This window comes from Rhodococcus sp. G6(2025) (assembly GCF_058628105.1).
The window spans coordinates 730001-743027 of sequence record NZ_CP179750.1 but is presented as its reverse complement, the minus strand read 5'-3'; the positions used below and the strand labels follow the sequence as shown (position 1 = coordinate 743027).

Annotated in this window: 10 protein-coding genes and 2 rRNA genes (1 of these 12 only partly in view); 3 read left to right on the top strand and 9 right to left on the bottom strand. The window is 64.9% G+C overall.

Features of this window, described 5'->3' with window-relative positions; translation table 11 throughout:
- Nucleotides 1-77: 77 nt before the first annotated feature.
- Nucleotides 78-524, bottom strand: a complete 447-nt coding sequence (locus ACLIVD_RS03595; protein WP_005262083.1) for a GlcG/HbpS family heme-binding protein — start codon at nucleotides 522-524, stop codon at nucleotides 78-80.
- A 178-nt stretch (nucleotides 525-702) separates the two neighbouring features.
- Here ACLIVD_RS03595 and ACLIVD_RS03590 point away from each other — a divergent pair, with 178 nt between their 5' ends.
- Entirely contained in the window at nucleotides 703-2394 is a 1692-nt protein-coding gene (locus ACLIVD_RS03590) for a PucR family transcriptional regulator (RefSeq protein ID WP_283354155.1), read from the top strand.
- A gap of 3 nt (nucleotides 2395-2397) precedes the next feature.
- On the opposite strand, the gene ACLIVD_RS03585 is transcribed toward ACLIVD_RS03590, so the two are convergent.
- Entirely contained in the window at nucleotides 2398-3780 is a 1383-nt protein-coding gene (locus ACLIVD_RS03585) for an MFS transporter (protein WP_491931960.1), read from the bottom strand.
- A 314-nt stretch (nucleotides 3781-4094) separates the two neighbouring features.
- Here ACLIVD_RS03585 and ACLIVD_RS03580 point away from each other — a divergent pair, with 314 nt between their 5' ends.
- Nucleotides 4095-5669, top strand: a complete 1575-nt coding sequence (locus ACLIVD_RS03580) for a hypothetical protein (RefSeq protein WP_283354157.1) — start codon at nucleotides 4095-4097, stop codon at nucleotides 5667-5669.
- Nucleotides 5670-5709: 40 nt separating this feature from the next.
- On the opposite strand, the gene ACLIVD_RS03575 is transcribed toward ACLIVD_RS03580, so the two are convergent.
- Entirely contained in the window at nucleotides 5710-6570 is an 861-nt protein-coding gene (locus ACLIVD_RS03575; protein ID WP_280779157.1) for a LysR family transcriptional regulator, read from the bottom strand.
- A gap of 83 nt (nucleotides 6571-6653) precedes the next feature.
- On the opposite strand from ACLIVD_RS03575, the gene ACLIVD_RS03570 reads away from it, so the two are divergent.
- Nucleotides 6654-7658, top strand: a complete 1005-nt coding sequence (locus ACLIVD_RS03570) for a bile acid:sodium symporter family protein (protein ID WP_283336391.1) — start codon at nucleotides 6654-6656, stop codon at nucleotides 7656-7658.
- A gap of 7 nt (nucleotides 7659-7665) precedes the next feature.
- Here ACLIVD_RS03570 and ehuA read toward each other — a convergent pair whose 3' ends face one another.
- The 6 genes from ehuA to ACLIVD_RS03540 form a co-directional block, all read right to left on the bottom strand.
- Nucleotides 7666-8427, bottom strand: a complete 762-nt coding sequence (ehuA, locus tag ACLIVD_RS03565; protein ID WP_011596790.1) for an ectoine/hydroxyectoine ABC transporter ATP-binding protein EhuA — start codon at nucleotides 8425-8427, stop codon at nucleotides 7666-7668.
- A 19-nt stretch (nucleotides 8428-8446) separates the two neighbouring features.
- On the bottom strand, nucleotides 8447-9091 hold the full coding sequence (ehuD, locus tag ACLIVD_RS03560) for an ectoine/hydroxyectoine ABC transporter permease subunit EhuD (RefSeq protein WP_005262076.1): 645 nt from the start codon (nucleotides 9089-9091) through the stop codon (nucleotides 8447-8449).
- Nucleotides 9088-9819, bottom strand: a complete 732-nt coding sequence (gene ehuC, locus ACLIVD_RS03555) for an ectoine/hydroxyectoine ABC transporter permease subunit EhuC (protein ID WP_005262075.1) — start codon at nucleotides 9817-9819, stop codon at nucleotides 9088-9090. The genes ehuD and ehuC overlap by 4 nt, the downstream gene beginning before the upstream one ends.
- A 22-nt stretch (nucleotides 9820-9841) precedes the next feature.
- Nucleotides 9842-10726: an ectoine/hydroxyectoine ABC transporter substrate-binding protein EhuB gene (gene ehuB / locus ACLIVD_RS03550; protein WP_105419557.1), complete on the bottom strand. Its 885-nt coding sequence runs from the start codon at nucleotides 10724-10726 to the stop codon at nucleotides 9842-9844.
- Between the two features lie 225 nt (nucleotides 10727-10951).
- Nucleotides 10952-11068: ribosomal RNA gene (gene rrf, locus ACLIVD_RS03545) — 5S ribosomal RNA — on the bottom strand.
- A 134-nt stretch (nucleotides 11069-11202) separates the two neighbouring features.
- Nucleotides 11203-13027: ribosomal RNA gene (locus ACLIVD_RS03540) — 23S ribosomal RNA — on the bottom strand (it continues 1311 nt past the right edge of the window).

Genomic DNA, 13027 nt, shown 5'->3' with positions numbered 1-13027 from the left:
CCGGTCTGCCCGACCACGGTCGAAGTGACTGCGTTGGAAGGGTTTCGATGTGCACGTTGTCGGCACATCGTGGACGTTCAGCTGGGTACTGCGGCGAGGGCTTCGAACTCGGCCAGCATCGCCGCACCGACCGCCTTGTCCTGCTTGCCGTTTCCGCCGCTGATGCCGATGCCGCCGACGATCTGGCCGTCGAAGACGAGGGGAAATCCGCCGACGAACACCGCGAACTTGCCCGGCAGCATCTGGCTGATGCCGAATGCCTCGTTCCCGGGCAACGCGGGACCGTCGGGAGCCTCGTTGAACAGGTGCGTTGCCCGCTCGTGGCCGGCGGCGGTGAACGCTTTGGCGATCGCGATGTCGACGCCGGTGAGGCGCGCTCCCGGCAGTCGGTGCAGAGCCAGCACGTTGCCGCCGTCGTCGCAGACGCACAGGGTCTGCTTGACGCCGATTTCCTCGGCCTTCGCGCGTCCCGCGGCGAGCAGTGGGAGTGCGTCGTCGAGGGTGATTCGGTGAACCTGATGCATTGTCTTCTCCGTTGCGTATTCGGGAGGAAGTGATGCACCGATTTCTATCACCGGCATCGCCGGAGGAACCATGGTCAAACTATCCGGCACTCTCGGCGAAATCAGGGCATAGTGCATAGGCAGTGCAGGCGTGCGCTCCGCCATACTGCACTTCTCGACCACCCGAGGAGGGTCCGCAGTGGACGACACCACGACACCGGCCGCAGAGGACGAGCGACTGTCGTTACGCGGCCTGCTGGAAGAGCCCCTGCTCGCGTCGGCCCGGCTGCTGTCCGGCACGGACGCCCTGAGCGGTCCGGTGACGTGGTGCCTGCCGTGGGGTGAGGTGCTGAGCAGGCCCGATTCCCTCGCCGAGGTCGCTGTGTACACCCGGCCCGAGACGCTGTCCGCGCACGGACGTGAACTCGAGTCGCTGGTGGCGCGGGGCGCCGGGGTCCTTCTCGTCGACGGGTCGGCGCCCGTGGGCACGGTCTGGCCGACCGGACTCACGGTCGTGGAGCTGGGTTTTCCCGTCGGGTTCACCGCACTCAACCGGCTCCTCGCCGAGCGCGCACTCACCCAGGAAGCGCACGTGATGCGCTACGCCCTCACCGTGCACCAGTCGCTTGCGGGGTTGCTGCACCGCGGCGCGGGCCTGCCGATGCTGATCCGTGAGGTCGCGACGCTGACCTCGGACGTCGCCGTCGCCCTGGACGTCCGCGGACGCCTCCTCGCGCACGCCGGCCTCCCGGACGTCGAGGACGCGGGCACCGTCGCCCTGCTGGAGGCTCTCGCGGACGCCCTGCCGCGCCTCGAGGAATCACCACCGGCACGGATGCACAACGTTCACGTGTTCCGCCTGGAGCATCCGGAGGGACTGTTCGCGCCCACGACGGCAGTCGCCGGGGCCATGCAACTCGCCGGCCGCTACGAGGGCTGGATCGTGGTCGTCGTCCCCGGGGCGAACCCCCGCAGACACGACATCGCACAGCACCGGGTGGTCGTCGAACAGGCCGGAACGATCATCGGCACCGAGATGCTCCGGCAGCGGAGCGTGGACGAGGCCGAGGAGCGGGCGCGCGGAGACTTCGTCCAGGCCCTCGTGCACGGAAACTTCGCCAACGACCACGACCTGCGCACCCGGGCCGCGCTGCACGAGATCGATCTGGACCTGCACTACATCGTGTTCGTCGCCCCCGGTCTCGTCGACCGGGCGTCGGGACGACCCGGCGCGAGCATGGTCCGGCTGGCACGGTACGCCGCCGGCGTCCTGCCGCGTCCGGGCGTACGTTCGCACGTCACCGTCATCGGCGACGTGCTCGTGGTGATCCGATCGTTGAGCTCCGTCGACACGCCGGGTGTCGAATCCGAGATCAGCGAGTACGCCCACGCCATGTCGCTCGATCTCGAAACCCGTTTGGGTCAGCGGATTCCGGTGGCCCACGGACGTCCCGCGGCGGGTGCCCGCGATGTCGGGGAAAGCTACCGCGAGGCCCGCATCACCCTGGGCATCGCCCAGCGGCTCGGACTGTCCGGTTCGGTGGCCTACAACGACCTTCGCGGGTTCAGTGTGCTCGCCCGCGCCACCGACACCGACGAGAGCCGACGGCTCATCCGTGACGTTCTCGGTCCCCTTCGGGCGTCGAGTTCGCATGCCGACACCGAGGAGTTGCTGTTCGCCTACCTCGAGGAGGGCGGCAACATCAACGCCGCCGCACGGCGCCTCCGGATCCACCGGAACACGATGATCGCCAAGCTCGATCGCACGTCTCGGCTCATCGGCATGGATATCCGGGAACCCGAGAACCAGTTCACGCTGTGGCTGGCTCTTCGTCTCGATCTGCTCTCCCAGGTGCAGGACACCGTCAACCACGAGATCGTGACCCGCTAGCCCTCAGCCGGCCCCCGGGTTCTCGCCGGCGAACGTCCCGGCCAGTCCGGCGAGCACGACGACGGCCGCCACGGCGAACAGCAGTCCGTACGGATCGGCCGACAGGTGCGCGGCCACGCCCACCCAGGCGGCGCCCACGGCCGAGCCACCGAAGCGGATGAGGTTGAACAGTCCCAGGCCGGTTCCGACGGCCCCGGCGGGCGATCGGGTCGAACCGGCCGCGGCGGGTGTCTGGACCATGCCGATCCCCACTCCGGCGACGAGGAGCACGGCGCCGACGGCGACCGGGTTCCGGACGTCCGCGGACAACGTGATCGCCAGGGCCACTTGACTACTGACCAACACCGCCAGACCGGTTCGCATCACCACCCGGGCCCCGATCCTGTCGACGAGACGCCCGACGACGGGCGCCACGCACGTCATGACGACCGGTAGCACGAAGAGCATCAGCCCCGCCTGCGTGGTCGAACTGCCCGTGCCCGTCAGGTAGAGCGGAAGCGCGAGCAGCAGGGCTCCCAGCGCGAACATCTGGGTGAAGGCAGCGAGCGCACTACGCAGGAACCGCGATTCGATCACCAGGTCGATGGGCACGAACGGGTTCGCCGCCCGCCGGCAGTGGAGCACGAACCCGGCCGTGACGACGACTCCGGCGCCGATGGTCGTGATGCTGACCCAGGCGGGTACCTGCTCCATCGAGACGGTCGTGAGGCCGAGGATCAGCAGGACCGCGCCGAGTGTGACGGTGGACGCTCCGATCACGTCGAGCCGCATCTTCTTGCCGGGGTAGCGCGGGATGTAGCGGAGGGTCGCGGCGTACCCGATCAGGGCGACCGGCACCAGTGGCACGAACGCCCACCGCCAGCCGCACCAGTCGCTGACGATTCCACCCATGGACGGGCCTACGGCCTGCCCGATCCCGTTCACCGCAGCCCAGGCGCCGACGGCGCGCGCTCGCCGTGCGGGCCCGAACAACCACGCGATCAGGCCCATGACCGCGGGCGCGAACGCGGCCGCGGCGATCCCGCCGAGCGACCGCCACAGCACGAGCACGGGCAGGGACGGTGCGAGCGCCGCACCGAGCGAACAGGCCGCAGTTCCCAGTAGGGCGGCGCAGTACACGCGCCTGCGCCCGAACCGGTCTCCGATCCACCCGGCCAGCGGCATCGTCGCAGCGAAGGTGAGGAGGAATCCGACGACGACGAAGATGCCGCTGCCGAGACCGGCGTCGAAGTCGGTGAGGATCGCGTTCAACGGGACGTTGACGATGTTGTTGCTGACCGTGCCGACGAACGTTCCGGCGAGCAGCGCCGCCAGCGCGGGCGACGTGCCGGGTCCGCATTCGTCACCCGCGGTTGCACTCTGAGCCTGACCGACCGCCGTGTTCATAGAGTCCACTTTCATCCGAGAATTCGCGTTCCGGCGATGCCAGTTCTCGCCGGAATCCCTTACCGCGGCCCGCTCGCCAAGTTTGGTTAGGCAAGCCTAATTATGAACACAGGATTCCGTGAAACGGCTTCTGCCGAGCATTCCTTTACTTGCGCGTGACAACAAGCAATCCCGGCGAAAAATGCCGGGCACAATGCACAAATACGCTGGTTATCGATGTGCACTCTGGACGTTGACCCTGGAAAACGCCCCGCGCAGTATCACTGCACTGTGACTAGTGCCACTAGTCTGTACCTATTTCGAAGGGGCGCACCGTGGATGTAAGTCTCACCGCCGCACATTGGGTGTATCTCGGAGGAATCATCGTCATCCTCGGGACGATGCTCATGCGGAAGAACATCGTCGTCCCCGCCGTCATCGGCACGTTCCTGACCGCCTTCGTGTTCTCCGACAGCCTCGTCACCGGTCTCGCGTCGATTTTCAACGCGAGCCTCGTGGCCGCCCGCGAGCTGTTCAACATCTTCCTCATCATCTCGCTGGTGACGGCGATGCTCGGCGCCCTCCGGCAGATGGGAGCCGACCGGTTGATGGTCGCCCCGTTCCGGCGCGTCATGCGCGGCGGCACCAGCAGCTTCATCGTCCTGGCCATCGTCACCTACACGATCTCGCTGTTCTTCTGGCCAACCCCCGCGGTTCCGTTGATCGGAGCCGTCCTCATCCCCGTCGCCATCCGCGCCGGCCTTCCCCCGATGGCGGTCGGCATGGCGATCGCGATCTGCGGGCAGGGCATGGCGCTGTCGTCCGACTACATCATCAAGGTGGCGCCGGGCCTGTCGGCAAAGTCGGCAGGAGTCGATCCGGACGTCGTCGCGGACCGCGCCCTGGTGATGTCCCTGATAGTCGGTCTCACCGCACTCCTCATCGCCTACTTCACGCAGCGCAGGCACATGCGCCGCCCCGCACCGGAACTGCTCACCGACTGGGAGGCACGCGCGGAGAGCGACTTCGGCAAGCCCGGCGGCGACGCCCCCGAGGCCGGTGCTACCCCCACCGGCGGCGGCGCGATCGATCGTGCACCGGCCGAAGCGGCGACGAGTGCCGCTCCCCCGACGTCGACGGCGGTCCTCGCCGAACCCGTCACGGCCTCCGCCCGGCAGGTCATCGACGACACGTTCAAGAGCATCCGCGCCGCAAAGACTTTCGCAGTACTGGTGCCCACCGCGTATCTGGCGTTCATCGTCTACCTCATGGTCGGCAAGTTCACCGATCTGGTGCCCGACCTCAAGGGCGGCGACGCGGCGGCGATGGTCGGCGGCATCGCCGCGCTCATCCTCTTCGCCGCGGCCGCGACCAACGACAAGAAGGGTTTCCTCGAGACGACGTCCGAGCACCTGATCGACGGTCTGGTCTTCGCATTCAAGGCCATGGGCATCGTGATCCCGATCGCCGGATTCTTCTTCATCGGCAACGGTGACTTCTCCGCCGCCATTCTCGGGCTTCCTGCGGATGCGACCGGCCCGACGCTGCTCTTCGACCTGGTGAACGCCGCGCAGTCCCACCTGCCGCAGAACGCGTTCGTCACGTCGTTCGGCATCCTCGCCATCGGCATGATCGCGGGCCTCGAGGGCTCCGGATTCACCGGGCTGCCGCTCACCGGTTCACTCGCGGGCGCGCTCGGGCCTGCCGTCGGGATGGACCCCGCAACTCTGGCCGCGATCGGTCAGATGGGGAACATCTGGTCCGGCGGTGGAACGCTCGTCGCCTGGTCGTCGTTGATCGCGGTGGCCGGCTTCGCCCGTGTGCCCGTCCTCGAACTCGCCAGGAAGTGTTTCGTGCCCGTGGTGTCCGGCCTGGTGCTGTCCACCGCGCTGTCCGTGCTCATCTTCTGACAGTTCGACGGCCTCGGTGGGGGCGATTTTCCCGCCGAGGTCACGCGCGCAGTCGATCCGCATTCTCGAGGATGGCGGCGCGCAGCGCCTGCTCCGGTTCGCTGAGAACACTCCGGCGGGCCTCCAGCACGAATTCGACGTCGACGGCGGGTCCCCACTCGTCGCGCGAACGCATCCGCACCGGCGCCAGTCCTGCGGGCGGCAGGGTCTCCGCGTGAAACACGACGCCGAGACCCGCAAGACACGCGGCCCGCAACCCGTTCAAACTGTCCGTCACGCAGGCCACCCGCGCACCGCGCCCGGACTTCTCCAGGACGTCGAGCGCCGCTTCCCTCGTGATCGACGGCGGCGGATACGTCACCAGCGGCACCGGCCCCTCTGCATCCGGAACGAAGTCGGGGGCCGCGAAGAACGCCAACCGGTCGGTCCACACCAGTTCGCCGTGCCGGTCTCCTCTGCGCCGCTTCCCGAACACCAGGTCCAGCCGGCCTTCGTGCAGTTGCCGGAACAACACTTCACTCAACGCCACTGTGAGTTCGAGATCGACGAGCGGATGGCTGCGGCGGAACTCGCCCAGAATATGAGGTAGCTCGTGCAGAACCAGATCTTCGGACGCCCCGAACCGGACGCGTCCCCGCACACCGGACTGGGTGAAGTAGCGCTCGGCGTCCGAGTGCCGCTCGAGTATCGACGTCGCGAAACCGACCATCACCGAGCCGTCCGCGGTCAGTTCGACCGAATGCGTGTCCCGCAGAAACAGGCGGCGCCCGGCGGCCAGTTCCAGCTTTCCCACGTGCTGGCTGACCGTCGACTGCCGCAGGTTCAGGCGCCGGGCCGCGGCCGTGAAACTGCGGGTGCGCGCGACCGCGAGAAAGCTCCGCAGATGAACGGGATCGAACATCACCCATTGTTATCACAGTTCGGCATTACAGTAAACGCGACTATCGTCTTTCGAAATATCCGCGCGTTGCTTACGGTCGAACCATGCTGACGAAGATCCCGCTGCTCAGAAGACTCGATCCGTTCATTCTCGGCATCCTGATCACCGTCGGGATCGCCAGCCTGATCCCCGCGGACGGCACGGCCCTGACCGCGTTCACGTGGGCCACGAAGGTTGCCGTCGGAATTCTGTTCTTCCTCTACGGCGCCCGACTGTCCACGCAGGAGGCGCTGCACGGCCTGCGTCACTGGCGTCTCCACGTCACCATCCTCGCCGCGACGTTCGTGATCTTCCCGCTACTCGGAATCGCTGCGCGCGTGCTGGTCCCGACTATCCTGACCCAACCGCTGTACCTGGGCCTCCTCTACGTCTGCCTGCTGCCGTCGACCGTCCAGTCGTCGATCGCCTTCGTGTCGATCGCCCGGGGCAACGTGCCCGGCGCCATCGTCAGCGCCTCGTTCTCCAACATCCTCGGCATCTTCGTGACACCGCTCCTCGTGGCATTGCTGATGACGAGCGAGGGGGCAGGCTTCGACGCGTCCTCCGCGATCGGCATTCTCGTCATGCTCCTGCTGCCGTTCATCGCCGGCCAGGCGGTGCGGCGGTGGATCGGTCCCTGGGTGAAGAAGCACGGCGCACCGCTCAAGCTCGTCGACCGGGGATCGATCCTGCTGGTCGTCTACGTCGCATTCAGTGAGGGAATGAACGAGGGCATCTGGGGCACACTGTCCGTCGGCCGGCTCCTCGCTCTGCTCGCGGTGTGCGCGGTGCTGCTCGCCGTGGTCCTGTCCGTCACGTGGTTCGGGTCGAAGCGACTCGGCTTCGACCGCGCCGACCAGATCACGATCACGTTCTGCGGTTCGAAGAAGAGCCTCGCCACCGGACTTCCGATGGCCACCGTCCTGTTCGCGAGCCAGCCGATCGGCCTGATCGTGCTGCCGCTCATGCTGTTCCACCAACTGCAGTTGCTGGTATGCGCGTGGATGGCGGGCCGGCTGGCCCGACGCGCCGCCACCGAGGAGACGGAACTCGCGACCAGTTCGAGCTAGCCGGGAATCATTCGGCCAGTACGGCCTTCAGGAAGGTCTTGGTGCGCTCGTTCTTCGGCGCGGTGAAGATCGTCGCCGGGTCGCCTTCTTCCACGACCCGCCCGGCGTCGAACATCATCACCCGGTTCGACACGTCCCGCGCGAACTGCATCTCGTGCGTGACGATCAGCATCGTGATGTCGGTGGTGCGCGCGACGTTCCTCAGCACGTCGAGGACGTCCGCCACCAACTCGGGATCCAGCGCCGACGTGACCTCGTCGAGCAGCAGAATGTCGGGGTCCATGGCGAGCGCTCTCGCGATCGCGACTCGCTGCTGCTGGCCACCGGACAGTTGCGTCGGGTGCGCGGTCTCCTTGTCCGACAGACCGACCGTCTCGAGCAACTCGCGTGCCCTCGTCACGGCCGCGGCCTTGTCCAGTCCGAGCACGTGGATCGGCGCTTCGGTGATGTTCTCGATGACGTTCATGTTGGGGAACAGGTTGAACTGCTGGAAGACCATGCCGATCCGGCGTCGTATCCGGCGCACGTACTTCTCCGACGCCGGCACGAGTTTGCTTCCCTTCTCCTCGTGCGTCAGAGGTACCCCGTCCACCCAGATGACGCCCTCGTTCACCTTCTCGAGGGTCATGAGTAGTCGCAGGATGGTCGTCTTCCCCGATCCGCTCGGACCGATCAGGGTCACCCGGTCACCGCGCGCGACCTGGAAGTCCAGGTGGTCGAGCACGACGTGGTCGCCGAACTGCTTCACGACGTCGTCGAATCGGATCATCGGGGTTGCTGCGCTCGCGTCATCGGGCAAGACGTCTCTCCAATCGCCGTATGAGCAGGGACGTCGGGTAGCTGGCGACCAGGAAGATCACACCCGCCAGCGTCAACGGTTCGAGGTACTGGAAATGCCGGGCGCCGAACTGCTGCGCGGCCGTCACCATCTCCACCACCGTGATGGCGAAGAGGAACGGGGTGTCCTTGAACATCGACACCGCGTAGTTGCCCAGCGCCGGGACGACGCGACGGATGGCCTGCGGCAGGATGATCGCACGCCACGTCCGGGTGGGCGCGATGGACAACGCCCGCGCCGCCTCCCACTGGCCGACGGGCACCGCTTCAATTCCCGCCCGGTACACCTCGGCCATGTACGTCGAATAGTGGATTCCGAGTACGACGACACCGATCTGCAGCGGCGACAGTCCCGTGAACGTGTAGTACACGAACAGCAGTTGCACGACGAGCGGGGTCAGCCGGATGAATTCACTGATCGCGCGGACCGGGACACTCACCCATCGCGGCGCGGCCTGCCGGATCAAGGCGATGACGAGACCGAGAACGACGGAGATCAGGAACCCGAGAACGGTGGCGATGAGGGTGATCTTGAAACCCTCGAGCAGCACGGGCAGTGCCTCGAACGCTCGGTCCCAACTCCACTGGACGCTCATTGCTTCGCGGCCTCCAGTCCCCGTGGGTCGGTGGGTGCGAGGCTGAAGATCTCACGCAGCGACGGTCCAGTGCCGAGGCGATTCTTCGCCCGCACCTCCAGCGCGTTCATCACCAGTGTCAGCACGTAGCCGATGACGAAGTAGATGACGAGCCCGACGCCGAACGCGAAGAGCGTGTTTCCGGTCGTCTGCCGGAGTTGGTCGATCTCGAAGGTCAAGTCCTGCAGAAGGATATAGCTCGCGAGCGCTGTGCCCTTGAGGAGCTGGATCAGGAGGTTGGTCAACGGAGGAATCATCTCGGCCCAGGCCTGCGGGAAGACCACCCGGCGCAACCGCTGCCAGTGACTGAAGTCCAGCGCTGTCGCCGCCTCCCATTGCGATTGCGGCACCGAGTTGATCGCGCCCCGAACCACCTCGGCTCCGTAGGCGCCGTAGTTCAGCCCGAGCGCGAGGATCCCGCAGAGCACCGGGTCGATGAGGTAGCCGAACAGCGGAACCACGTAGAACAACCAGAACAGCTGCACCAACAGCGAAGTGCCCCGGAAGAATTCGATGAACGCGCGCGCCGATCCCCTGATCACGATGTTGTGCGCACGGGCGGCCAGCCCGAGCGCGAGCGCGAGGACGAACGCGAGGAGGGCACCGCCCGCCGTCAGTTGGAGCGTGACAACGATCCCTTCCTGGATGCTCGGCCACGCGTCCAGAAAGGCGTCGATGTTCTCCTTCACAGGCAGCAGACCTCTCCGACGATCAGCCGGCCCCGCCGCAGAGTTTGGCGGTGGTCAGGTTCGGATCGGGCAGTTCCTCCGCGGTGAATCCGAACGGTCCGACGATGGACAGGTACTTGTCCTTGTCGGAGGTGATCTTGGCCAGCTCGGCGTTGTAGGCGTCGCGCAACTCGGTGTCTTCCTTGCGGAAGACCGTGCCGCCGGCACCGACCTGGGGTACCCCGTCGATCTCGGCGACGAACGAGCTGGTCACTTCCACCGGGGCCTGCGGGTTGTTCTGCGCCAGCCAGTTCAGTGAGATTCCGGTGAGCGCAAAGACATCGGCTCGCCCGTTGGCGACGGCGTCCATTCCGTCCTGCGGCGACGCCACCTGCATCGCATCGATCCCGAGTTGCTGCGCGTAGTCCGATTCGATCGCCCCGGTCATCGCGGCCATCCGCACCCCGCTCTGCTGCACCGACTGCATGTCGGTGAGCTTCGCGGGATTCCCCTTGGGCACCATCAGCGCGGTCGTGTAGTTGAATTCCGGCTCGCTGAACGCTGCCTGCTCGCACCGCTGCGGCAGGATCGACATTCCGGCGCTGACGACGTCGAAGCGGCGGGCCTGCAGGCCGGGAATGAGCGCCCCGAAGTCGGTACTCACGCCCTCGACGTTGTCGATGCCCAGGTTCTTGAAGATCTCGCGGTGCAGGGCCACGGTCGCGCCGGTCAGCTGGCCGTCCTGCTCGAAGCTGTACGGGGCCTCGCCGGCGAAGCCGACGGTCACCGTTCCGCTGTCCTGCAGCTGCTGGAGGAGCGATCCGCCGCTGGTCGTGTCGGTCTTCGTGCACCCCGCCAGGGAGCCGGCGGCCACCATCATGCCTGCGAAGGCGACAGCCGCCCTGACTGCCGGACGTTGTTTCGACATCGTGCTCGTCACCACAGATTCCCTTCGTCACCTCGGGTGATCCGGGAGGACGCGCACCGCACGGCACGATCCCAACGGATCTGCCCGGGCCACGTTACGCAGGCGAAGGACCTGCCATAGGGGAACCGGGGGGACGTTACCGCAGCGTTATCAAATGCGGTCGGCGAATGTCCCCGGGAATGCCGAAAGCCCCCCAACAAGGTTGGGGGGCTTTCGGTAACGGATGTTCGGCGGTGTCCTACTCTCCCACACCCTGTCGGGTGCAGTACCATCGGCGCTGGAGGGCTTAGCTTCCGGGTTCGGAATGGGACCGGGCGTTTCCCCTCCGCTATGGCCGCCGTAACTCTATGAAACTGTCACACGGAACATCAGCGAAGAAACACACAACAAACAGTGTTGTTGGTGGTGTTCTTCTTTCTTCTGTTCTGAAACGTGTGTGTTGTTTCAGATACTGCACAGTGGACGCGTAGCTTCTTTGTGGTAAGTCCTCGGCCTATTAGTACCAGTCACCTGCATCCGTTACCGGACTTCCAGTTCTGGCCTATCAACCCGGTGGTCTGCCGGGGGCCTTACCCCCTCGAGGGGGTGAGAAACCTCATCTTGGAACAGGCTTCCCGCTTAGATGCTTTCAGCGGTTATCCCTTCCGAACGTAGCTAACCAGCGGTGCTCCTGGTGGAACAACTGGCACACCAGAGGTTCGTCCGTCCCGGTCCTCTCGTACTAGGGACAGCCTTCCTCAAGTTTCTAACGCGCGCGGCGGATAGAGACCGAACTGTCTCACGACGTTCTAAACCCAGCTCGCGTGCCGCTTTAATGGGCGAACAGCCCAACCCTTGGGACCTACTCCAGCCCCAGGATGCGACGAGCCGACATCGAGGTGCCAAACCATCCCGTCGATATGGACTCTTGGGGAAGATCAGCCTGTTATCCCCGGGGTACCTTTTATCCGTTGAGCGACACCGCTTCCACTTGCCGGTGCCGGATCACTAGTCCCGACTTTCGTCCCTGCTCGACCTGTCAGTCTCACAGTCAAGCTCCCTTGTGCACTTGCACTCGACACCTGATTGCCAACCAGGCTGAGGGAACCTTTGGGCGCCTCCGTTACATTTTGGGAGGCAACCGCCCCAGTTAAACTACCCACCAGGCACTGTCCCTGAACCAGATCATGGTCCGAGGTTAGAGGTCCAATACGATCAGAGTGGTATTTCAACAACGACTCCACACTCACTGGCGTGAGCGCTTCACAGTCTCCCACCTATCCTACACAAACCGAACCGAACACCAATACCAAGCTGTAGTGAAGGTCCCGGGGTCTTTTCGTCCTGCCGCGCGTAACGAGCATCTTTACTCGTAATGCAATTTCGCCGAGTCTATGGTTGAGACAGCTGAGAAGTCGTTACGCCATTCGTGCAGGTCGGAACTTACCCGACAAGGAATTTCGCTACCTTAGGATGGTTATAGTTACCACCGCCGTTTACTGGGGCTTAAATTCTCAGCTTCGCCACCGAAGTGGCTAACCGGTCCTCTTAACCTTCCAGCACCGGGCAGGCGTCAGTCCGTATACATCGTCTTACGACTTCGCACGGACCTGTGTTTTTAGTAAACAGTCGCTTCTCACTGGTCTCTGCGGCCCCACCCAGCTCACACTGCAAGAGTGATCACCGGACGAGGCCCCCCTTCTCCCGAAGTTACGGGGGCATTTTGCCGAGTTCCTTAACCATAGTTATCTCGATCGCCTTAGTATTCTCTACCTGACCACCTGTGTCGGTTTGGGGTACGGGCCGTGTGAAAGCTCGCTAGAGGCTTTTCTCGGCAGCATAGGATCACTGAATTCGCCTCATTCGGCTATGCGTCACCTCTCAGGCTGTGTGAATGGCGGATTTGCCTACCATTCGCCCTACAGGCTTACACCAGTATTACCACTGACTGGCTCAGCTACCTTCCTGCGTCACCCCATCGCTTGGCTACTACCAGATCAGGTCCCATGCATCCACATCCAGGGCCCCCGAAGGGGCGTAAGGACGCTTCAGGATGGTTAGTATCACTGATTCACCAGGGGCGCGTTCACACGGGTACGGGAATATCAACCCGTTGTCCATCGGCTACGCCTGTCGGCCTCGTCTTAGGTCCCGACTCACCCTGGGCGGATTAACCTGGCCCAGGAACCCTTGGTCATTCGGCGGACGAGTTTCTCACTCGTCTTTCGCTACTCATGCCTGCATTCTCACTCGTGTGGCCTCCACGGCTGGGTCACCCCGCCGCTTCCATGGCCACACGACGCTCCCCTACCCATCCACACC